General features: G+C 67.3%; 17 protein-coding genes and 1 pseudogene. 14 read left to right on the top strand and 4 right to left on the bottom strand.

The window, feature by feature from the left end; translation table 11 throughout:
• The first annotated feature begins 34 nt into the window (after nucleotides 1-34).
• From EOHIBHHM_RS15640 to EOHIBHHM_RS15630, 3 genes and pseudogenes are all read left to right on the top strand, one after another.
• Nucleotides 35-496: a hypothetical protein gene (locus tag EOHIBHHM_RS15640; RefSeq protein WP_497252180.1), complete on the top strand. Its 462-nt coding sequence runs from the start codon at nucleotides 35-37 to the stop codon at nucleotides 494-496.
• 50 nt (nucleotides 497-546) lie between these two features.
• Nucleotides 547-723, top strand: a pseudogene (locus EOHIBHHM_RS15635) (MFS transporter); the annotation flags it as partial.
• A 174-nt stretch (nucleotides 724-897) separates the two neighbouring features.
• Nucleotides 898-2361, top strand: a complete 1464-nt coding sequence (locus tag EOHIBHHM_RS15630; RefSeq protein WP_497252178.1) for an alpha/beta hydrolase family protein — start codon at nucleotides 898-900, stop codon at nucleotides 2359-2361.
• 30 nt (nucleotides 2362-2391) lie between these two features.
• On the opposite strand, the gene thrS is transcribed toward EOHIBHHM_RS15630, so the two are convergent.
• Nucleotides 2392-4317: a threonine--tRNA ligase gene (gene thrS / locus EOHIBHHM_RS15625; RefSeq protein WP_497252176.1), complete on the bottom strand. Its 1926-nt coding sequence runs from the start codon at nucleotides 4315-4317 to the stop codon at nucleotides 2392-2394.
• A 172-nt stretch (nucleotides 4318-4489) separates the two neighbouring features.
• Here thrS and EOHIBHHM_RS15620 point away from each other — a divergent pair, with 172 nt between their 5' ends.
• Together EOHIBHHM_RS15620 and malQ are read left to right on the top strand one after the other, a co-directional pair.
• The gene (locus tag EOHIBHHM_RS15620) at nucleotides 4490-6211 is read left to right on the top strand and encodes a right-handed parallel beta-helix repeat-containing protein (protein WP_497252174.1); all 1722 of its coding nucleotides are present in this window, start codon (nucleotides 4490-4492) and stop codon (nucleotides 6209-6211) included.
• Between the two features lie 153 nt (nucleotides 6212-6364).
• Nucleotides 6365-7858 carry a 4-alpha-glucanotransferase gene (gene malQ / locus EOHIBHHM_RS15615; protein ID WP_497252172.1) on the top strand — a complete coding sequence of 498 codons (1494 nt, stop codon included), beginning with the start codon at nucleotides 6365-6367 and terminating at the stop codon, nucleotides 7856-7858.
• Nucleotides 7859-7936: 78 nt separating this feature from the next.
• On the opposite strand, the gene EOHIBHHM_RS15610 is transcribed toward malQ, so the two are convergent.
• Complete coding sequence (locus EOHIBHHM_RS15610) at nucleotides 7937-8170, bottom strand: hypothetical protein (RefSeq protein ID WP_497252170.1); 234 nt, start codon at nucleotides 8168-8170, stop codon at nucleotides 7937-7939.
• A gap of 162 nt (nucleotides 8171-8332) precedes the next feature.
• On the opposite strand from EOHIBHHM_RS15610, the gene EOHIBHHM_RS15605 reads away from it, so the two are divergent.
• The 5 genes from EOHIBHHM_RS15605 to EOHIBHHM_RS15585 all read left to right on the top strand — a co-directional run bounded on the left by EOHIBHHM_RS15605 (nucleotide 8333) and on the right by EOHIBHHM_RS15585 (nucleotide 12642).
• Nucleotides 8333-9247 carry a DNA-3-methyladenine glycosylase family protein gene (locus EOHIBHHM_RS15605; protein ID WP_497252168.1) on the top strand — a complete coding sequence of 305 codons (915 nt, stop codon included), beginning with the start codon at nucleotides 8333-8335 and terminating at the stop codon, nucleotides 9245-9247.
• A gap of 77 nt (nucleotides 9248-9324) precedes the next feature.
• Nucleotides 9325-9690 carry a hypothetical protein gene (locus EOHIBHHM_RS15600; RefSeq protein ID WP_497252166.1) on the top strand — a complete coding sequence of 122 codons (366 nt, stop codon included), beginning with the start codon at nucleotides 9325-9327 and terminating at the stop codon, nucleotides 9688-9690.
• A 39-nt stretch (nucleotides 9691-9729) separates the two neighbouring features.
• On the top strand, nucleotides 9730-10071 hold the full coding sequence (locus tag EOHIBHHM_RS15595; protein WP_497252165.1) for a hypothetical protein: 342 nt from the start codon (nucleotides 9730-9732) through the stop codon (nucleotides 10069-10071).
• Entirely contained in the window at nucleotides 10059-10256 is a 198-nt protein-coding gene (locus EOHIBHHM_RS15590; protein WP_497252164.1) for a hypothetical protein, read from the top strand. The genes EOHIBHHM_RS15595 and EOHIBHHM_RS15590 overlap by 13 nt, the downstream gene beginning before the upstream one ends.
• Nucleotides 10257-10326: 70 nt before the next feature.
• Nucleotides 10327-12642, top strand: coding sequence for a DEAD/DEAH box helicase (locus EOHIBHHM_RS15585; protein WP_497252163.1), 2316 nt, complete (start codon nucleotides 10327-10329; stop codon nucleotides 12640-12642).
• Between the two features lie 182 nt (nucleotides 12643-12824).
• On the opposite strand, the gene EOHIBHHM_RS15580 is transcribed toward EOHIBHHM_RS15585, so the two are convergent.
• On the bottom strand, nucleotides 12825-14504 hold the full coding sequence (locus tag EOHIBHHM_RS15580; RefSeq protein WP_497252162.1) for a hypothetical protein: 1680 nt from the start codon (nucleotides 14502-14504) through the stop codon (nucleotides 12825-12827).
• Nucleotides 14505-14773: 269 nt separating this feature from the next.
• Nucleotides 14774-15949, bottom strand: a complete 1176-nt coding sequence (locus tag EOHIBHHM_RS15575; protein ID WP_497252161.1) for an ATP-binding protein — start codon at nucleotides 15947-15949, stop codon at nucleotides 14774-14776.
• A 117-nt stretch (nucleotides 15950-16066) separates the two neighbouring features.
• Here EOHIBHHM_RS15575 and EOHIBHHM_RS15570 point away from each other — a divergent pair, with 117 nt between their 5' ends.
• The 4 genes from EOHIBHHM_RS15570 (at nucleotide 16067) to EOHIBHHM_RS15555 (ending at nucleotide 21361) form a co-directional block, all read left to right on the top strand.
• Complete coding sequence (locus EOHIBHHM_RS15570; RefSeq protein ID WP_497252160.1) at nucleotides 16067-17224, top strand: alpha-1 4-glucan-protein synthase; 1158 nt, start codon at nucleotides 16067-16069, stop codon at nucleotides 17222-17224.
• Nucleotides 17225-17397: 173 nt separating this feature from the next.
• Nucleotides 17398-18582 carry an extracellular solute-binding protein gene (locus EOHIBHHM_RS15565; protein ID WP_497252159.1) on the top strand — a complete coding sequence of 395 codons (1185 nt, stop codon included), beginning with the start codon at nucleotides 17398-17400 and terminating at the stop codon, nucleotides 18580-18582.
• A 15-nt stretch (nucleotides 18583-18597) separates the two neighbouring features.
• Nucleotides 18598-20223 carry an ABC transporter permease gene (locus EOHIBHHM_RS15560; protein WP_497252158.1) on the top strand — a complete coding sequence of 542 codons (1626 nt, stop codon included), beginning with the start codon at nucleotides 18598-18600 and terminating at the stop codon, nucleotides 20221-20223.
• A complete protein-coding gene (locus EOHIBHHM_RS15555) occupies nucleotides 20213-21361 on the top strand; it encodes an ABC transporter ATP-binding protein (RefSeq protein WP_497252157.1) in 1149 nt (382 codons plus the stop codon). The genes EOHIBHHM_RS15560 and EOHIBHHM_RS15555 overlap by 11 nt, the downstream gene beginning before the upstream one ends.
• Nucleotides 21362-21378 lie beyond the last annotated feature (17 nt).

Genomic DNA, 21378 nt, shown 5'->3' with positions numbered 1-21378 from the left:
AACGTATTCGTCCGTCCGCGACGACGGGAAGGGTATGTCGACCGAATCGCGCGAAGTGTCGTTCCGCGAGGTCCAACGGTTCCGACAGCCGTGGCTCTGGGCGCTGCTCGCCGTCGTCGCCGTCGTCTCCGTCGTCTCGGGGGGTCCCGTCGGCGTCGTCGTCGCCGTCGCCGTCGGCGGCTTCGTGTGGTCGCTTCGACTGGAGACCGAAGTGCGGGACGACGGTCTCTATCTGAAGTTCTGGCCGTTCCACCAGTCGTTCCGGCGGGTCTCGTGGTCCGAGATGGCGTCGTTCGAGGCGGTGACGTACCGACCGCTCAGTGAGTACGGCGGGTGGGGGATCCGCTGGCGGCCGGGGAAACTGGCGTACAACGTCAGCGGGTCTCAGGGCGTCCGTATCGAGCGGCCCGACGACCGGGAGTTGTTGGTCGGGTCACGGCGACCGTACGATCTCGCGCGGGCGATGCGGGACGCGATGCGCGAGACGGAGCGGTAGCGGAGGCGACGAACCGTAATCGCTTTTCGTCCGTTTCTCACAACTCCCCCGTGGACGACAAGAAACTCCAGTTCTCTGCCCTCTATCTCACGCGGTTCGCCGGCGGGTTCGGCTTCATCACGCTCGTCACGCTGTTGCCGAAGTTCATCGACTACCTCGAACCCGAGGCAGTGTCGTTCCCCGGCGTGTCGCTGTTCGGGACGACGCTGTTCGCGTTCACGCGTGGGTGTTCTACGTCGGCGGCGCGTCGGCGATCACGGGCGTCGTGACGTTCCTCGGCGTCCTCTCGCACTTCCACGGTCCGACGGCGCTGACCGAGTGGTAGGCGAGGCCGGCGTGGGCGTTCCGAGCGACGTCGGCTGCGGGCCTAGTGTCAAGACGACGACGGCCGTAGGGCAGGTATGGACACGCTCGACACGCCACGGATCCACCGACTGCTGACCTCGCCGCTCGGCCGACCGCTCGAGACGCGGACGGTCGAACGACTGGCGCTCCGCGGCCTCCGAGGCGAGTTCGGTATCAACCGCGCCCGCGCCGCCGCCGACGTGTCGCTCGGCCACGGCCCGGCCGCCTTCCTCAAGGCCGTCGGCACCCCGCCCGCACCCGACCTCCACCCGCGCATCGAGGCTGCGCTCGCCGAGTACGCCGCCCGCCGCGAGGCGTTCGAGGAGGCCAACGAACGGTGGGAGACGGCGTTCTGGGGGGACGGCGACGTCGACACCGACGAACTCGTCGCCGTCGAGCGCCAGCGCCGCGAGGCCGCCGACCACCACGCGCAACCGACGCGACTCTTTCGCTTCCTCGCGAGCGACCACCTGCTGCCGGCGGTCAAGTACGACGTGCCGAAACCGGACGCCGCCGCCCACCAGTGGGAGGGCTACCTGACGAACCCCGAGCGGCTCTACGGGTTCGACGGCGACCTCCCCGCGGTCGAACGGTCACGAGCGGTTCCCGGTCCGGGGACGCGGGAGTCGTTCCTCCGGTTCGAGTCGCCCTCGCCGTACTTCGAGACGGCGACGGCGCGGATGTACGAACCCGCCGACAGGGGTGGCGATGGGGACGACCGCTCGGCGCTGCCGACGCTCGTGTTCAACCACGGGCTCGGCATGATGAACGACACGATGGCCTACTGGCCGCCGGAGGCCGCGTTGGCGCGGCCGCTCGCCCGGGAGGGCTACCGCGTGGTGCTCCCGGACGCGCCGTGGCACGGCCGTCGCGAGGTGGCCGGCTACTACAGCGGCGAACCGTACCTCGCGAGAGCACCGGTGGGGATGTTCCAACTGTTCTCGGCGGCGGCGCTTGAGAACGGCGTGCTCGTCGACTGGGCGCGAGAGGAGGGCGCGCCCGCCGTCGCCGTCGGCGGTCTCAGCCTCGGCGGCATCACGGCGTTCCACGTCGTCGGCCACTGCGGGTCGTGGCCCGAGTCGACGCGGCCGGACCTCGCGTTCCCGGCGGGCGCACCCGGCGTGATCGACGAGACGATCGTCCGGAGTCGACTGCTCTCGCTGCTCGACACCGACGACGCGCTGCGCGCGGCCGGGTGGACGCCCGCGCTGCTCGGCGAGTTCGGTCCCCTCCTGAACCCGCCGACGACGTGCGGCATCGACCCCGAGCGCGTGGTGAGTTTCGGCGGCCGTCGCGACGAGGTCGCGCCGTACGACACGACCCGGTGGCTCCTCGACTCGTGGGAGGTGCCGGACGAGAACCGCGTCGAGTGGGACGTCGGTCACATGGGCGTGCTGATGCGGATGCTCCGCCACGACGACTACCGGAGTCGGGTGACGGGCGAACTCGACGCGCTGGCGGAACGAAACAGCGGGGAAGGCGAGACGGACGCCGGAGAGTCGACGCCGCAGGCACAGTGAGACGAGGCCGGGTGACGCTCCTCGACTCGACTACTCGTCGAGGAAGTCCGGTTCGGCGCGTTTCTCGTCGCGTTCGGCTTCGAGGTGGCTCCGGAACTCCTCGACGGTGACGTCCTTCGCCTCGCGTTCCTTGCGGTCGCGGACGGAGATGGTCTCGGCCTCCTGTTCGTCGCCGCCGACGATCACCATGTAGGGGACGCGGTCCTCCTGTGCCTCGCGGATCTTGCGACCGAGCGTCCACGAGCGGTCCTCGATGTCGACCCGGAAGTCGCCGAGTTGGTACTGCAGTTTCTTCGCGTACCCGAGTTGGTCGTCGCTGATGGGCAGGATGCGCACCTGCTCGGGCGCGAGCCAGAACGGGAACTTCCCGTTGAAGTGCTCGATGAGCACCATGAAGAACCGCTCGTAGCTGCCGTAGAGCGCGCGGTGGATCATCACCGGCTGGTGCTCCTCGTTGTCCTTGCCCGTGTACGTGAGGTCGAACCGGTCGGGCATGTTGAAGTCGAGTTGGACCGTCGGGCCGTCCCACTTGCGACCGAGCGCGTCCTTGAACGCGAAGTCGATCTTCGGGCCGTAGAACGCGCCGTCGCCGGGTTCGAGCCCGTAGTCGATGCCGGAGTCGTCGAGGACGGACTTGAGTTGGGACTCGGCTTGCTCCCAGATCTCGTCGCTCCCGACGGACTTCTCGGGGCGGGTCGCGAGCGCGACTTCGGCTTCGAGGTCGAACGTGTCGAAGACCGTCAGGATGTTGTCGATGATGAGGTTGATCTCGTCTTCGATCTGGTCCGGGCGGACGAACAGGTGACCGTCGTCGATGGTGAACGACCAGACGCGCGAGAGCCCCGAGAGTTCGCCGCGCTGCTCCTTGCGGTAGACCTTACCGTCCTCGAAGTAGCGGACCGGCAGGTCGCGGTAGGACCACGAGCGCTGGTCGAAGATGGTCGCGTGGCCCGGACAGTTCATCGGCTTCAGTCCGTACTCCTCGTCGTTGACGTCGAGGAGGAACATGTCGTCGACGTAGTTGTCGTAGTGGCCCGACTTCTTCCACAGTTCCGTCCGGAACAGGTGCGGCGTCTCGACGGGGTCGTAGCCGGCGTCGAGGTTGAGCTGTTTCGCGTAGTCGGCGAGTTCGTCGAGGATGCGCTTGCCGTTCGGGTGATAGAGCGGCAGCCCCGGACCCGTCGTCTCGTCGATGGAGAACAGCTCGAGTTCCTGGCCCAACTTGCGGTGGTCGCGCTCTTTGGCCTCCTCCTGCATCTCGAGGAAGTCGTGGAGGTCCTGCTCGCTCTCGAACGCCGTCCCGTACACGCGCGTCAGCGTCTCGTTCTCCTCGTCGCCGCGCCAGTAGGCCGAAGAGATGTTGAGGAGTTTGAACGCGCCGATCTCGCCCGTCGATTCGACGTGCGGTCCCTGACAGAGGTCCTCGAACTCGCCCTGCTGGTAGAACGAGACGGGGTCCTCGCCCGCCGCTTCGGTCTCGAGGATCTCGCGTTTGAACTCGTTATCGGCGTACTTCTCCAGCGCCTCCTCGCGGTCGACGAGCACGCGCTCGATGGGGAGGTCTTCCGCGACGATGTCGGCCATCTCGGCCTCGATCTCCTCCAGATCGTCCATGTCGAGGTCGACGTTCGTCACGTCGTAGTAGAACCCCTGGTCCGTCCACGGACCGATGGTCAGTTTCGCCTCGGGGTGGAGTCGCTGGAGCGCCTGTGCGAAGACGTGGGCCGCAGAGTGCCGCAGCACGTCGAGATACTCGTCGCTCTGGTCGGTGACGATGACGAGGTCGTCGCCGTCGTGCAGTTCCGTCGCCTTGTCGACGAGTTCGCCGTCGACGACGCCGGCGACCGTGTCCTTGCCGAGACCCGGCCCGATCTCGTAGGCGGCGTCCTCTACGGAGGAACCCTCGGGGACGGAAAGCTCCGACCCGTCGGGGAGAATGACTACGATGTCGCTCATAGAAAGACGGAATCGGAGCGGCCGGATAAGTGTTGTTGAGACGCGCGACGGTGTGTCAGAGCGGGGAAAGAGCTTTGTCGGGGCGTGAACCCGCGAGTCGTCGACCCCGACCGTCGGTCGGCCCACCAGTGGCCACAACGACTACCCGAGCGACGGACACACGACCCACTGTATGCGCGAGGTTCGACGCCGCGCGTTCTGTGCACTCGCGGCCGCCTCGATGGGACTCGTCGCCGGCTGTAACTCTATGACACCACCGAAACAGCTCGATTCGGCCGACAGCGGGAGCGTCGTCACGACGCGGCAGGAACTCGAAGCGGCGTTCGAGAACCTCTCGCCGGGAGAGACGATACACGTCAGCGCGGAGAACGCCCCCTACCGTACGACCCGCTGGCTCGACATCGACGTCGACGGCGTCACCGTCGTCGGGCCGGGCGTCGAGACGCTCGTCAAGCCCGCAGACGGGGCGAACGTCGGCGGGATCCGCATCGGCCACAACCGACGGTGCCGCGAGATCGACGTCCGGGGAGTGGGGTATCACGGCAATCCGGAGGGACAGCGGAAGTCGGCCGCTCGCCTCCACGGGATCGCGGTCAGAGACGCCACAAACGTCACGCTCGCTCGAAACCGGATCCGGCAGACTGCCCCACGGCGACACGGCGACGGCGGAAGCGGAATCAGCGTCGCTCGACCGTCGACCGGCGTCCGACTCTTCGACAACCGCATCACCGGCTACGGCGACCGCGGCATCCAACTCGGTGGGGGCCGACACACCGTGTTCGGAAACGTCGTCACCACCGGGTTGGACCGACCGATCGCCTGCGACCTCTGGTACCCCGACGGGGAGAATCGGACCGCCCAGAGCGTCTCCGTCTTCGGCAACCTGCTCGGCGACAGTTTCGAGGGGAGTCTCGTCGGGGTCGCGCGAAACGGGTCGAACGAGTCCAACGAGGGGTTCGTCAACATCTTCGGCAACGTCGGCTTCGGGTCACACAAGTCGTTCTGCCACCTCAGAGGTCCGTCGACGCTGGAGAACGTCAGCGTCCAGAACAACGTGAGTCTCCAGGAGACCGACCGACTGCAGACCGAGCAGACGACGAAGTTCGCGGGGATCCTCGTCGATCCGGACGCGGGGCGCAACCTCACCATCAGAAACAACGATCTGTACGACTACAGCGGTCCGGGCATCCGGGTCGAGAGTTCGGTGTCCGGTCTCAGCGTCCAGAACAACAACGTCTTCGAACCGGGGTTGGCCGGCGTCCGCGTCGTCGGCGAGACGGACGGACTGGTGGAGAGCAACGTCGTCGCCGGGGCGGGCGAGGCCGGCATCCGCCTCCGAGAGACCGCCGACCTCACCGTCAGCGGGAACTACGTCCGGGAGGCGGGGACTGCAGGCATCGTCGCCGAAGCGTCGACGGCGAGCATGGGCACCGACCTTGTCGACAACGTCGTCACCGAGAACGGTCGGAAAGAGGGTTCGTCGGCCCCGGGGATACTCGTCGACGACACCGGAGTCGGCGTCCGGGGAAACGTCGTCAAGCGACACGGCGGCGTCGCCGTCGCCGAGACCGACGCCGCCGGCAACAACCACTACGCCGACAACCGGAGCGACGGCACCCGACCGTGGCGGATCACGAGTCCGACGTCCGTCGTGCGGAACCACTCGCCGCCGATGGACGTCCACCGCGACGTCGCCACCGGTCCGGAGAGCGCCACCGTGTCGATCACGTTCGACCGCCCGTACGACCGCCCGCCCCGTCTCACGTTCGGGCGGACCGGCGGCGGAGTCCGAGAACGGAGCTACACGACCGACGAGAACGGCCGGTTCGTCGGCGTGACGCTCACGACGCGGCGTACCGACGCGACGCTCGACGTCTTCGTCGACGAGGGGTGATCTGGACGGGGGCGGGAGAGAGTGTCTCCAGGTCGTCGCCAGGGCGTGCCCCCACGCCACGCGACGCCGACCACACCGCGTTTCCGGTGAGATGTCGCCACATCGACCACTCCGACCAAACGGTTCAAACCCCCTCCACGACATACCCCATCCATGCGATTCGATCGTCAAAGCGGCGTGTTCATGCACGTCACCTCTCTCCCCGGCCCGCACGGCATCGGCGACCTCGGCGACGGGGCCTACACTTTCGTCGACTTTCTCGCCGACGCCGACCAGTCGCTGTGGCAGGTCTGCCCGCTCGGGCCGACCTCGGCCGCGATGGGCAACTCGCCGTATCAGGCGTACTCGGCGTTCGCCGGCAACCCACTTCTCGTCAGCCTCGAACGGTTGGTCGACGCGGGCTACCTGACCGACGACGACCTCGAGCCGGTTCCCGACGTGTTCGACCCCCACGAGACGAACTACGAGGCCGTCGGCGAGTACAAACGACCGCTCCTCCGCACCGCCTTCGAACGGTTCGAGGCGTCCGCGAGCGACGAGGACCGCGAGGCCTTCGAGGCGTTCCGCGAGCGCGAAGCCGCGTGGCTGGACGGCTACACGCTGTTCATGAGCCTGAAGGAGGAGTTCGACGGCGCGCTGTGGACCGAGTGGCCACACGACGTGAAGGTGCGCGACGAGGAGGCCCTCGCCGAGTATCGCGAGAAGCTAGCCGACGACGTCCGCTACCGCGAGTTCGTCCAGTTCGTGTTCGACCGCCAGTGGCACGACCTGCTCGACTACGCTCACGAGCACGACGTGAAACTCGTCGGCGACCTGCCCATCTACGTCGCGCTGGACAGCGCCGACGTCTGGGCCGCGCCGGAGGCGTTCGACCTGGACGAGGCGCACGAACCCGCCGTCGTCGCCGGCGTCCCGCCGAACAACGACGACAGCGGGCAGCGCTGGGGGAACCCGCTGTACGACTGGGAGACGCTGCGGGAGACGGGCTACGAGTGGTGGCTCGCCAGATTCGACCGCCTGTTCGAGTTGGTCGACGTCACCCGCCTCGACCACTTCAAAGGGTTCGACGAGTACTGGGCCATCCCTGCCGACGCCGACAGCCCCGCCGCGGGCGAGTGGCGCGACGCTCCGGGATACGACTTCTTCGAGACGGTCGAAGCCGAACTGGGCGATCTCCCCTTCGTCGCGGAGGACCTCGGCTTCATCGACCAGGGGCTCATCGACTTCCGCGAGGAGTTCGACTTCCCGGGGATGAAGGTGCCACACTACGCCGACTGGTGTCGCGCGGGCGACCCGAACCAGCCGATGCACTACCCCGAGAACGCCGTCGCCTACTCGGCGACCCACGACACCGACACCACGGTCGGCTACTACGCCTCGCTCCCGACGGAACAGAAAGACTGTCTCCACTACAACCTCGGCGTCGACGGCAGCGAGATCCACTGGTCGATGATCGAGGCCGTCTGGAACTCTAACGCCGTCCTCGCGCTCGCGCCGATGCAGGACCTGCTCGGACTGGACAGCCACGCCCGGTTCAACACCCCCGGGACGGCCGAGGGCAACTGGGAGTGGCGCTGCACCGAGGCGGGGCTCGACGACGCCGTGGCCAGCCACCTCTCGATGCTGACTGACATCCACATTCGGTGAGAGTCGAGAAGGGAAGCGTCGGAGGAGAGAGACGAGCGGTCGGACCGTTCGATCAAAACGAGCGGGGTGGTGCAGTAGTTACGTCAGCGGGTAGAGCACGCCGTCGACGTTGACGAAGTGATCCCGAGTCCGGACGCGACGATCGGTCGCACGGAGGAGTCGCCACGTCGTGATTAGCAGTCCGGTCGGAAGCGAGAGGCCGACGAGTGCGACGCCGAGCGTCGCCACCGTCGCAGCCGCGAACAGTTCACCGGCCGCCACGAGTACGAGTCCGAGGACCGTCCCGAGCGAGGTTGTGTCGAGTGTATCCATTACGTGCGGTTCAGTGCTCGAAGCGTATAAGCCGCACGTTCGACGGGTACAGCGCCTGACGCTGTCATGTGCCACCGTGTCGTGTGACAGGGCCACAGTTGGTCCGGCGAGATCCGTCGACGACCGAAACCCGGAAACCCACGCTGGCCCTCCCGTCGAACGATGGAGACTGGCGCGATTCCCCTCGCGGACGTCGACGGCGAGTTCGACCTACAGGCGACCGTCGAGAGCGGGCAGAGCTACCTCTGGGACCGGGCCGACGGCGGGATGTACGACGAGTTGGCCGTCCACGGCGGCAGCGAGTGGTACGAGACGGTCGTCCCGCCGCTGTCGGGCGTGACGGACGAACGGGCCGTCGTCCGAGTGCGGCAGACCGACGGCGTTCTGGAGTGGGAGTCGACGACCGACGCCGTACCGATCCTGACGCATCTCCTCCGACTCGACGACGACCTCGACGCCATCCTCGAGGCGACGCCGGACGACCCGCTGCTCGAACGGGCCTACGCCGCCTACCCGGGGATACGTCTCGTCCGCGACCCACCGTTCGCCTGTCTGATCTCGTTCATCTGTTCGGCGCAGATGCGCGTCTCGCGCATCCACGGGATGCAGCTGGCGCTCGCCCGTGAGTTCGGCGACGTCGTGGAGCTGGACGGCCGATCGTACCACGCTTTCCCGACGCCCGAGCAGTTGGCGGCGCGGACGGAAGACGAGCTCCGGGAGCTGAAACTCGGCTACCGCGCCCCCTACGTCCAGCGGACGGCAGAGATGATCGCCGACGGCGAGGCGCACCCGGACGAGGCGCTCGGCATGGCGTACGAGGACGCCCGGGAGTCGCTGACGCGGTTCGTCGGCGTCGGCGAGAAGGTCGCTGACTGCGTGCTGCTGTTCTCGCTCGGCTATCTCGAGGCCGTCCCGCTGGACACGTGGATTCGGACGGCCATCGCCGACTACTACCCCGACTGCGAGCAGGGTGGCTACGCCACGACGTCGCGGGCGATCCGCGAGGCGTTCGGCGGCGACTACGCCGGCTACGCCCAGACGTACGTGTTCCACTACCTGCGCACCGGCGGAGAGTAGACTCGCCGCGTGAGAACCACCCTCGGCGCGTGAGAATCACCCGAGCGTATTTGCCGGTTCACGGTGACGTTCGAACCATGGTCCTCGGTCTGGCCCGCCTCGAAGCGGTCAGCGCGGCCGACCTCGTCGGCGTCCTGCTGGTGTGCTGGGTGGTCGTAGTCGCGACGCTGTCCACGAGCGGCGTCGACCCGGCGACGCCGCCTCGCTGGGTGGGCGTCGTCGGCCTCTCGCTGACCCTGGCGAGCCTCGTCGTCGCAGTCGTACTCTACCGGCAGACGGACGCCGGAGGCGACGCGCTCGGCACCGTCTGGGCGGCGGTCCCCGAGTGGGAGGCCGACGGGCGAGACCGCGAGGTCGATCCGACGACTCGACGTGATCGGGAGACGAGGCTTCGCGAGCATGGGAGCGAAGGCGAGATCGAGGGCGACCGGCACGATCTCTGACAGGACAAGCTACTTGACTCTGCATCGATAACATATCACATGGTCCTCAGCAGTTCGACGATCGCGAGAGCCGTCCTGACCGGTCTCGTCACCGCCGTGTTGGTGTTCCCCGTCGTCGCGGCCGCTGGGTCCTTCGGGCGACAGGCGTGGTGGGTTGCCCTCGGAAGCTTCCTCGGCATCGCCACCCTCGTCGCCGCAGGCGCGCTGTACCGGCAGAGTCGACGTGAGCGCGCCGAGGGCGAGAGTGTCTGGGAGGTGATCCCCGACTGGCAGTACGAGGGACGACACGTCGAGTCCGGCGGGTTGACCCGCGGCGAGCAGGAGCGGGCGCTCCACGAGATCAACGAACGAGCGGAGTCGGAGGAGCGATGTTCGGAGTAGTCCCGGCGAGTTCGTCTCCGAAGGTCGCTCTCCTCGCCCTCGCGAGTCTGGTCGTCGGGATGACGTTCTGGCTCTTCGTCTTGGCGCCCGAGACACCGACGGTCGCCACCCTCGCGGAACCCGTCTTCGTGGTCGTCGTCGCGACGGTCGTGGTTCTGTTGCTGGTCGGATCTCGGGGCGGGTGAAGCAGCGCTCGTCGAGCAGCCGAGCCGAACCCACCACAACCGTTAGGCACGCTGCGGTCCGACTCCGAGCGTGGACGACATCGTCGAGTGGCTGCGAAGTCGACCGTACTACGAGGGGCAGATCAGCGACTATCGGCGGACTCCCGCCCGCGACCCGGAGTTCGTCGACGTCGACCTCGAACCGCGGCTGGCGTCGGCGCTCGAATCGGAGGGTGTCACGCGTCTCTACCGCCACCAGGCGGAGGCGATCGAGGCCGTCCGCGACGGCGACAACGTCGTCCTCGCCACCGAGACGGCGAGCGGCAAGAGCCTCGCCTACACCGTCCCGGCGTTCGAGCGGGCGATGGACCACGGCGGGCGGAGCCTGTATCTCGGCCCGCAGAACGCGCTCGTCGCCGACCAAGAGGAGACGCTCTCGGAGTTGGCGCGAGGGCTCGGCTTCGGCAGTCGCGTCTCCGTCGCGCAGTACACCGGGCGGCTGAGCGATACCGAGAAGCGCGACGTTCGGGACCGCCGACCCACCGTCGTGCTCTCGAACCCCGACATGCTGCACTACGCCCTTCTGCCCTACAACCACCGTCTCTGGGACTGGTTCTTCTCCTCGCTGGAGACCGTCGTCGTCGACGAGGTACACAGCTACCGGGGCGTCTTCGGCAGCCACGTCGCGCTGACGCTCCGGCGACTCCGGCGGATCTGCGAGCGCTATGGATCAGAGCCGCAGTTCGTCTGCTGTTCGGCCACCATCGGCAACCCCGTCGACCACGCGGCGCGGGTGACCGGCGAAGACGAGTCGTCGTTCACGCTCGTCGACGAGGACACGAGCGGCACCGGGCCGCGTCACTGGCTGTTGTGGAACCCGCCGGAGTACGAGGGAGAGAGCGGAAGCGGTCGCCGTCGGTCGAACCACGTCGAGACGAAGAACCTGTTCGTCGACCTCGTCGCGGCGGGTCACCAGACGCTGGCGTTCACCCGCGCTCGGCAGGCGGCCGAGCGGTACGCAACCGACAGTTCGAAAGAGCTCCGACAGCGAGGCGAACACGACGCCGCGGGGGCGGTCGAGGCGTATCAGGCCGCGCTCCGCCCCGAGCGTCGCCGCGACATCGAAGCGGGGCTACACGCTGGTGAGGTTCGCGGCGTCTGGAGTACGAACGCGCTGGAGCTCGGCGTCGACGTCGGCGGGCTCGACGCCGTCCTACTCGACGGCTACCCCGGCACGCGGATGTCCGCCTTCCAGCAGGCGGGGCGGGCGGGCCGTGGCGACGACCCCGCGCTCGTCGTGCTGGTCGGCGGCGAGGACCAACTCGACCAGTATCTGCTGAACCACCCCGAGGACTTCTTCCAGGGCGACCCCGAGCGGGCGCTCTCGAACCCCGAGAACGAACAGCTGTTGCCGGGACACGTCCGGTCAGCAGCGAGTGAAAGCTGGCTGTCGACCGACGACGAACGGCACTTCGGGTCGCCGTTTCCGGACGTCGTCGCCGACCTCGAATCCGCGGGAGAGCTCGACCGACGCGACACGGCCGACGGCGTCCGCTGGACGAACGCCGGCGGCAGCCCGCAACACGAGATGAGCCTGCGGACCGTCGACGACCGCGAGATCGACCTGCTGGACCGTCGGAAGAACGAGGTCGTCGGCTCGCTCTCCTTCTCGGACGGTCTCCGCGACGCCCATCCGGGGGCGATATACCACCACCAAGGGCAGTCCTACGAGGTGGTCGACCTCGACCTCGACCGCGACGTGGCCGAACTCCAACCGACGTGGGCGGACTACTACACGCGCATTCTGAGCGACAAGGAGATCTCCGTCGAGGCGGACCTGCTGGCGAAGCCGCTGTCGGCGCGGCCAGACGTTCACGTTCGGTTCGCCGACGTCACCGTGACGACGCAGATCACCGGCTTCGAACGTCGAGACCCGAAGCGCGGCGAGGCGATCGGTCGCCAGTCGCTGGAGCTCCCGGCGACGACGCTCCGGACGACGGCGCTCTACTACACGGTCCCGCCGGACGTCGAGGCGGAGATCCGCCAGGAACACGGCGAACGAGGGTTCAACGGCGGTATCCACGCCGCCGAGCACGGAACCATCTCGCTGCTACCGCTCTCGCTGCTCTGTGACCGCGGCGACGTCGGCGGTATCTCGACGCCGTATCACGGCCACACCGAGCGAAGTACCATCTTCATCTACGACGGCTACCCCGGCGGCGTCGGCATCACTCGCGGCGGCTACGACCGGATCGAAGAGTTGCTGGTTCGAACTGCGCGCCTCATCGACGACTGTGACTGCGCGGACGGCTGTCCGGCCTGCGTCCAGTCGCCACAGTGTGGAAACGCCAACGAACCGCTCGCGAAGGAACCGGCGGTGACGCTGTTGCGAGCGTTGACCGAGTAGCGGCCGACGCTGTCGAAACTGGCAGCGTTCGACCGGCGGCGTGTCGGCCGGAAACGTTCGACCCCGTCTCGCGCCGTAGATCCGGAGAGTCACCGTACTCGATTGGGTGGCCGTACTCGGCGAACTGGACAGTGATCGTTCGCGTCGATAAAACGGGAAAAGCGGCGTGAGGTAGACGCCACTTAGTCGTCGTTACCGTCGTTGTCGTCGTTACCGTCGTTGTCGTCGCTGTCGTCGTCTTCGCCGGCCGCTCCTTTACTCGACATCTCCTGGGCCGACTGCTGGACCTGCGTGACGCTCGCGGTCTGGCTCTGCTGGATCGATCCGCTCGATCCGCTCTGAGCGGCCTCCTGCACCTGTCGGACGTCCGCCTGCTGGGACTGGCTGGCCGCACCCGACGCGCCGCCTTGGGCGGCGGCCTGAATCTGCTCGACGCTCGCTTGCTGGGATTGACTGATCGACCCCGAGGCACCGCCCTGGGCGGCAGCCTGCACCTGCTCGACGGTGGCGACCTGCGACTGTTCTATCGCCCCGGCGGCACCGCCCTGGGCGGCAGCCTGCACCTGCTCGACGGTGGCGACCTGCGACTGTTCTATCGCCCCGGCGGCACCGCCCTGGGCGGCAGCCTGCACCTGCTCGACGGTCGCTTCTTGGGCCTGGTCTAACGCGCCCGACGCGCCACCTTGAGCCGCGGCCTGCACCTGCTCGACGTTGGCCTCCTGAGCCTGACTGATCGCTCCGGCGGCTCCGCCCTGAGCGGCGTTCTGCACCTGTTCGACGGTCGCGTTCTGGGCTTGGCTGATCGCTCCGGAAGCACCGCCTTGAGCGGCGTTCTGCACCTGCTCGACGGTCGCGTTCTGTGCTTGACTGATGGCTCCGGCAGCACCACCTTGCGCGGCGAACTGCACCTGTTGGACGTTAGCCTCCTGTGCCTGATTGATCGCCCCGGCGGCACCACCTTGAGCGGCGGCCTGCACCTGTTCGACAGTGGCCTCTTGGGCCTGGTCTAACGCGCCTGATGCGCCACCTTGCGCGGCAGATTGTACCTGCTCGACGTTCGCTTGCTGGGCTTGACTGATGGCTCCGGCGGCTCCACCTTGCGCGGCGAACTGCACTTGTTCGACAGTCGCGTTCTGGGCTTGACTGATCGCCCCGGCAGCACCACCTTGAGCGGCGTTCTGCACCTGTTGGACGCTCGCGTTCTGAGCTTGACTGATGGCTCCGGCGGCTCCACCCTGAGCGGCGGCCTGTATCTGTTCGACGGTGGCCTCTTGGGCCTGTAACAGCGCGCCGTAGGCTCCTCCCTGGGCGGCGTACTGCACCTGTTCGACAGTCGCGTTCTGGGCTTGGCTGATCGCTCCAGCGGCACCGCCCTGGGCGGCGGCCTGTATCTGCTCGACGTCGGCCTCCTGGACCTGGAACAGTGCGCCGTAGGCACCACCCCGGGCGGCCGCCTGTACCTGCTCGACGCTCGCGTTCTGCGCCTGTAGCAACGCACCGCCGACACCACCCTGAACGGCTGCCTGCACCTGTTCGACATTTGCTTCCTGTGCCTGTAACAGTGCGCCGTAGACTCCGCCCTGAGCGGCCGCCTGCACCTGTTGGACACTTGCCTCTTGTCCCTGTAAAAGGGCGGCTGCAACGGCACCGTCGATGGCCGCTGCCTGTTGTTCCTGCGAGACGCTAGCTCCCTGTATTTGCGCCAGAACTGACCCGCGGATAGCTCCGTTCAACGCCGCCGCGCGCTTGCTGCCACTCTGTGCGCTGGCAGTGCCAGTTCCCGCGAGTGATAGTCCACCCGCGACGATTACACCCGTTCTGAGGACGCTCCGGCGGGTGTAGGATCTCTCTCTCTGTGTCATGTTTTCTCTCTCTCCCTACCCTCACTGAGGGGGTGTCTCGTCTCTCCTCCGAACCTCACCGAGGGGGCCTCAATGTAAGCTGCAAAACACGATATAGGTTATTGACGACTCCGCCGAACTCCTTTTCTCGCTGACACTCGTTCGGGTCGTCGTACAACTCGTTCGTGGGCGATTAGTCCGATTCACACATACAGATAAGAATACTGTTATTTCTAGTAGAGAGACTGATACGGAAGAGGCGGTAAGCTCCGTTCGACGGGCGAACGAGCCTACTGCGACGGCTCCGACCGCCGAAACCGGAGCGTCACGTGTGACCCGCCGGTCGCGGATTCCTCGAACCCGAGGACGCCTCGTGAGACGTCGGTGACGGCACGGACGACCCAGAGGCCGAGGCCGCTGCCGTGTCGGAGCTGTGTCAGTTCGGCCTCGCCAGTGAGAACGGCCTTCTCGTGTGCCGGGATGCCCGGTCCGTCGTCGGAGACGCCGACGGTCACCCACTCGTCGTCCGCAGTGAGCGAGAGCTCGACGGTCGGCGTCTCCGAGTCGTTGTGTTCGACGGCGTTCTCGACCAGTTCCTCGAGTGCGAGCGAGAGATCCGAGTCGCCGTCGACCCAGTACGCCGCGTCGTCGTCGGCGACGTCTACGGTTACGGCTGCGTCGGGGTACGTGCGTGCCGCTTCGTCGGCCGCGTCCTCGACGAGCGCCCGAACGTCGCGAGCCTCGGCGTCGACGGCTCCGCGGTCGTAGATTCGGATGATCTCTTTGGCGTTGTCGGCGAGACTACCGATGGTCGCCGCGTGTCTGCTGACGACTCGGGCCGAGCGTGCCAGGTCCGCGTCGTCGACGCCGTCGGCGAGGATGTCGCCGTGACCTTGGAGAACCGTCGCGCTGTTCCGGAGGTTGTGTCGGATGACGCGGTTCAGCACGGCGATCTTCTGCCGTTCGCGGGCGAGTTGCTCTGCGCGGACACGCCGAGCGTCGTAGAACCCGATGATGACGTGTGCGGCCGCGCCGAGTGCCAGCAGGTTCGCGACGGTGAACGTCGGCGCTCGGAGCGTCGTCCCGAGTTGGGTCTGATAGACGAGGTTCGCGGCCATCACCGATCCGAGGACGACGACTCCGAGGAGGTTCCAGACGGAGATGCGGACGACGTTCGTCGTGGTGAACCCGCTGCGAGCGAGGGCGAGACCGACGAGAAACAGGCCGAGCGAGACCAACGAACCGACGGTAGCGAGCGAGAGGCCGAGCAGCGGCCCGCCGCCGACGACGTGTGTGAGGTGAGGAACCAGGAGCGCCAGTCCGGTGAGACTCACCGAACCACTTGCGACGGCCCGGCGGAGGCCGCCTCGGTCCCGCCTGTCGGCGACCTCCGTCGGTTCGTCGAGCGTGTCGAGCATGAGCGCGTCGCGAACGACCGCCCGGAACGTGCGAGTCGGAGTACTCATCACCACACCTTCCGGTCGACGGGGTATGTACCTTATCCGCCAATTCTCGACGTCGAGAATTAGCGGGGCCAAACGCAAACAACAGGTATTTTTGGTTGGCCTAAAAACTCGGAGGCAATGAGCCAGGACATCTGTGTGATCGTGCCGACGATTCGGGAGTACGAGTGTCTGCGGTCGTACTTCCGGAACGCCCGCGAGCACGGGTTCGACCTCGATCGGCTGTTCGTGCTGTTGGTCACCGAGGACTTCTGTGACACCGACGCGATGGAGGCGATGCTCGACGAGGAGGGCGTCGACGGAGCCGTCTTCGACGGGCGTCGACGGACGGAGTGGTACGAGGCGAACGACGTCGCGCAGTACGCCCACGTCGTCCCCGCGGCGAGTCACGCCGAGACCAGTTTCGGCCTGCTCTACATGTGGGCACACGAGCGGTTCGACTACGGCGTCTTCATCGACGACGACACCCTCCCGCACGACGAGTGGGACTTCTTCGGCCGACACATGGAGAACCTCCACTACGAGGGCGAGATGGAGTCCGTCCGCTCGGACGAACGCTGGGTGAACGTCCTCTATCAGAACGCCGACGAACACGGCCTCTACCCCCGCGGCTACCCCTACGGGGCGATGGACGAGTCCGTCGAGACGGGAACGACAGAGGTGACGGACGTCGTCGCCTCGCAGGGGCTCTGGACGAACGTCCCCGACCTCGACGCCGTCCGCATCCTGATGGACGGCGACCTGCGGGGACAGGCGCAGACGAGAACGTCGAAAGACGACTTCACGGGCGACTTCGTCGCCGACCGCGGCCAGTATCTCACCGTCTGCTCGATGAACCTCGCGTTCAAACGCGAGGTCGTCCCGGCGTTCTATCAGCTGCCGATGGACGACAACGAGTGGGACGTCGGCCGCTTCGACGACATCTGGTCGGGCGTCTTCCTGAAGCGCGCCGCCGACGTCCTCGACAAGGACGTCGTCAACGGCTACCCGCTGTGTGAGCACAACAAGGCACCGCGACCCACGTTCGACGACCTGAACAACGAGGTGCCGGGCCTCGAGCTCAACGAACATCTCTGGGAGGAGATCGACGGCGTCGGCGGCGACGCCGAGAGCTACGCGGCCGTCTTCGAGGCCATGGCCGACGCGCTCGCCGAGGGCGACTGGCAGGAGTACACGAACGGTGAGTTCTTCAACCACGTCGGCGAACACATGCACGACTGGCTCGACTGTCTCGACGCCCTCGCCGCTCCCAAGCGACCGGCCGTCGCCGACGACTGAGAGGGGTTCTCGGAGCAGTTCGTCGATTCGCTCCCCCGAGAATCGACCCCTGTGGCTCACCGAGATTCACCCGTCCTCCGGTCAGTTACGAGAACCCTCTAGCATCGAGGCGTCTCTCCGGAGTGACCTGCGAACCGGCAGCTATAAATGATTTAGGCAAGCCTAAATCATGTATGAACGACGACGACGGGGAGCGGCGGCTGCACGGTCGACGACGATTCCTCGCGGCAGGCGCGACGATCGGGGCGACGGGCCTCGCGGGCTGTAGCAGTCTGCTGCCGTCCTCGGGGAGCGACGGCGGCGACGGCGGCAGCGGGAACGGGACGGCCAACGCGACGGCGGGCGAGCAGATCGGCTCCGGTCGGTCGCCGTTCGGCGATCGGACCATCGAAGGCGGCGTCTCGATGAACGAGATGCCCGACCTCGAGGGCGAGCTCGTCCTCTACTCCGGGCGCGGCGAACCGCTCGTCGGGACGCTCGTGGAGTTCATCGAGGATCTCTACCCGAACTTCACGGTCCAGCCGAAGTACGACTCGGCGATGAACCTCGTCAACCTCATCCAGACAGAGGGTGACAACAGCCCCGCCGACGTGTTCTTCTCGGTCAACGCCGGGGCGCTCGGCCAGTTGAAGCAGGCCGGGCGGACGACGTCGCTTCCGAACGAGGTACTGGAGTTCGTCCCCGAGCAGTTCCGCGACCCCGACGGCAACTGGGTCGGCACCTCCGGCCGCGCCCGGTCGGTGCCGTTCAACACCAACCAGTTCTCGAAGTCGGAGATCCCCGAGGACGTCATGGCGTTCCCCGAGACGGAGGCGTTCCGCGACAACCTCGGGTGGGCACCGACCTACTCCTCGTTCCAGGCGTTCGTCACGGCGATGCGCATCCTCGAGGGCGAGCAGGCGACGCGTCAGTGGCTCCAGGGGATGCAAGACCTCGGCGTCCAGTCGTACAACGACGAGTTCCTCGTCTCGCAGGCCGTCGCCGACGGCGAGATCGGTGCCGGGTTCGCGAACCACTACTACACGCTCCGGGTGCAGGCCGGCCGGCAGAACCCGCCGATCGACGTCGCGTTCACCCAGAACGATGCGGGTGCCATCTTCAACGTCGCCGGCGCGTCCGTCGTCAACAGCAGTGATCAGAAGACGCTCGCGGCGAACTTCGTGCGCCATCTGCTGTCGGCGGAGGCGCAGGACTACTTCGCCCGCGAGACGTTCGAGTACCCGCTCGTCCCCGAGATCGAACCGCTGGCGGAGCTCCCGAACATCGACGAGTTGAACCCACCCGAGGGGTTAGACCTCACCCAACTGTCGGACCTGCAGGGGACCGTCGAACTGCTGCGCGACGTCGGCGTCCTCTGAGGACGACTGACAACGATGGCGACGGACCAACAGACCGGGACGACGGCGAACGACGGACGAACAGACAGCCTGCCGCTGGCACCGACGGTCGCCAGTGCAGCCGTCGCTGCGGCGGTGTTGCTCCCGCTCGTCTGGTTGGTCAGGAACGCGCTCCAGGTCGGCCTCGAGGAGGCGCTGGCGCTGACGCTCCGGCCGCAGACGCTGGACGTCTTCGTCAACAGCGCGCTGCTCGTGACGGCCGTCACCGCCGCGTCGGTGCTCGTCGGCGTCCCGCTGGCGTATCTCACGGTTCGCACCGACCTGCCGTTCAAGAAGTTCTGGACCGTCGCCGTCTCGCTTCCGCTCGTCATCCCGAGCTACATCGGCGCGTTCGCGTTCGTCTCGGCGTTCAGTCCGCAGGGGTCGTTCCAGCGGTTGCTCGCGCCGCTTGGCGTCGAGCGCCTGCCGGAGATCTACGGCTTCGTCGGCGCGAGTCTCGTCCTCACGCTCTACACCTACCCGTACGTCTACATCACGACGCGAGCGGCGCTGAAGTCGATGGACACGACGCTGATCGACGCCGCGCGGACGCTCGATCACACGCGCTGGGAGGCGTTCAAGCGCGTGACTGCCCCGCAGATCCGCCCGGCCGTCGCCGCCGGCGCGTTGCTCGTCGCACTCTACGCGCTGTCGGACTTCGGGACGCCCGCGATCATGCGGTTCGACGCGTTCACGCGGGTCATCTACGTCGAGTTCAACAGTTTCAACCGCGACCTCGCGGCGCTGCTGTCGCTCCAACTGGTCGGCGTGACGTTCCTCGTCCTCGCACTCGAGTCGCGCGTCCGCGGCGACCAACCGCTCCACTCGGGGCGACAGGGTGGGCGCACGAGCGACGTCGCCCGCCTCGGAAAGTGGAAGCTCCCGGCGCTCGGATTCTGTGCCGCCGTCTCCGGACTCGCACTCGTCGTTCCCGTCGGAATCCTCTTCATGTGGTTCACGGAGGGAGTCGGCGACGTCGGGGGCGGACTGGCGTTCGAGTTGACGTACGTGGTGAACTCGGTCGGCGTGTCGGCCGCCGCGGCGGTCGTGGCGACGGCGTTTGGACTGCCGGTCGCGTTCCTCGCGGCCCGCCACCGCTCGCGACTCGCAGACGCCTTCGAGCGGTCGACCTACGTCGGCTACGCGGTTCCCGGCGTCGTGCTCGGCCTCGCGCTAGTCTACCTCGGGACGCAGTTGGAGATCGGCGGCGAGGTGCCGCTGTATCAGACCGTCTACCTGCTCGTCTTCGCCTACCTCGTTCGCTTTCTGCCGCAGGCGGTCGGGTCGATGCGCGCCTCGTTCCTCCGGGTCAACCCGGCACTCCCCGAAGCGGCGCGGACGCTCGGGCGCACCTCGGCGGGGGCGTTCCGCGAGGTGACGATGCCGCTCGTCGCCCCCGGCGTCGTCGGCGGCGCGGCGCTCGTCTTCCTCACGACGATGAAAGAGTTGCCGGCGACGCTGCTACTCTCGCCGCCGGGGTTCCGGACGCTCGTCACGCAGGTGTGGGCGGCGCACGAACAGGGCTACTTCGGCGAGGCGGCGGTGCCGGCACTCATCTTGCTGTTCGTGTCGGGGCTGTCGATGCTGGTCATCCTCTCACAGGAGGGATACGATGTCAAGTGAATTCGAACACCAGACTGACGTACTGAACAGTGAACCGACCGACGACGCCGTCCTCGAACTCGACGGCGTGACGAAGCGCTACGGACAGGAGACGGTCATCGACGACCTCTCGCTGTCGGTACGAGAAGGGGAGATCCTCACCCTGCTCGGGCCCTCGGGCTGCGGGAAGACGACGACGCTCCGACTCATCTCGGGGCTCGAACGACCGGACGGCGGCGAGATCCGCCTGAACGGGGACCCCGTCTCCCGGCCCGGCGAGTTCGTCCCGCCCGAACAGCGAGGGATCGGCGTCGTCTTCCAGGAGTTCGCGCTGTTCCCGCATCTCACCGCCCGCGAGAACATCGCCTTCGGGCTCAACGAGTGGTCGAAACGCGAGCGACGCGAGCGCGTCGACGAGCTGCTCGACCTCGTCGACCTGGAAGCCCAGGGCGACTCGTACCCCGACCAGCTCTCGGGCGGTCAGCAACAGCGGGTCGCCCTCGCCCGGTCGCTCGCTCCCGAGCCCGCGATGATCCTGCTCGACGAACCGTTCTCGAACCTCGACGTCGACCTCCGGGTGCAGATGCGCGAGGAGGTGCGTCGCATCCTGAAAAAGGCGGGCGTCACCGCCGTCTCCGTCACCCACGACCAGGAGGAGGCGATGTCCATCTCCGACCGCGTCGCCGTCGTCAACGACGGTCGCATCGAGCAGGTCGGCGACCCCGAAGGGGTGTTCCAACACCCCGAGTCGCGGTTCGTCGCCTCCTTCCTCGGCCACGCGAGCTTCCTCTCGGGGTACGTCAGCGGCGACGACGTCGAGACCGACCTCGGCACCGTCCCGCGCGAACAGATCCACGGGCTCGCCCCCGAGTACGACAAGACCCGCATCGACGTCCTCGTCCGCCCGGACGACGTGAGCGCGCGGCTGGCGAGAAACGGCGACGCTCACGGACACGTCGTCCAGCGGCGCTACCTCGGGCCGACCATCCTCTACGAGGTGGAGTTGAAAAACGGCGACAGCGTCCAGTGCATGCACAACCACGACGACACGGTGCCGCTCGACGCCGACGTCGCCGTGGCCGTCGACGCCGACCACGAGCTGTCGTGGTTCCCGCACGGCCAGCGCACCGCGGTCGTGAACGGAGGGGACGCGGAGTGACCGACCGGGGGCGCGCC

The sequence above is a fragment of the Halogranum roseipondis genome (assembly GCF_059695585.1).
Note: the sequence above shows the minus strand (reverse complement) of the source record. Positions and strands in the feature narration are given on the sequence as shown.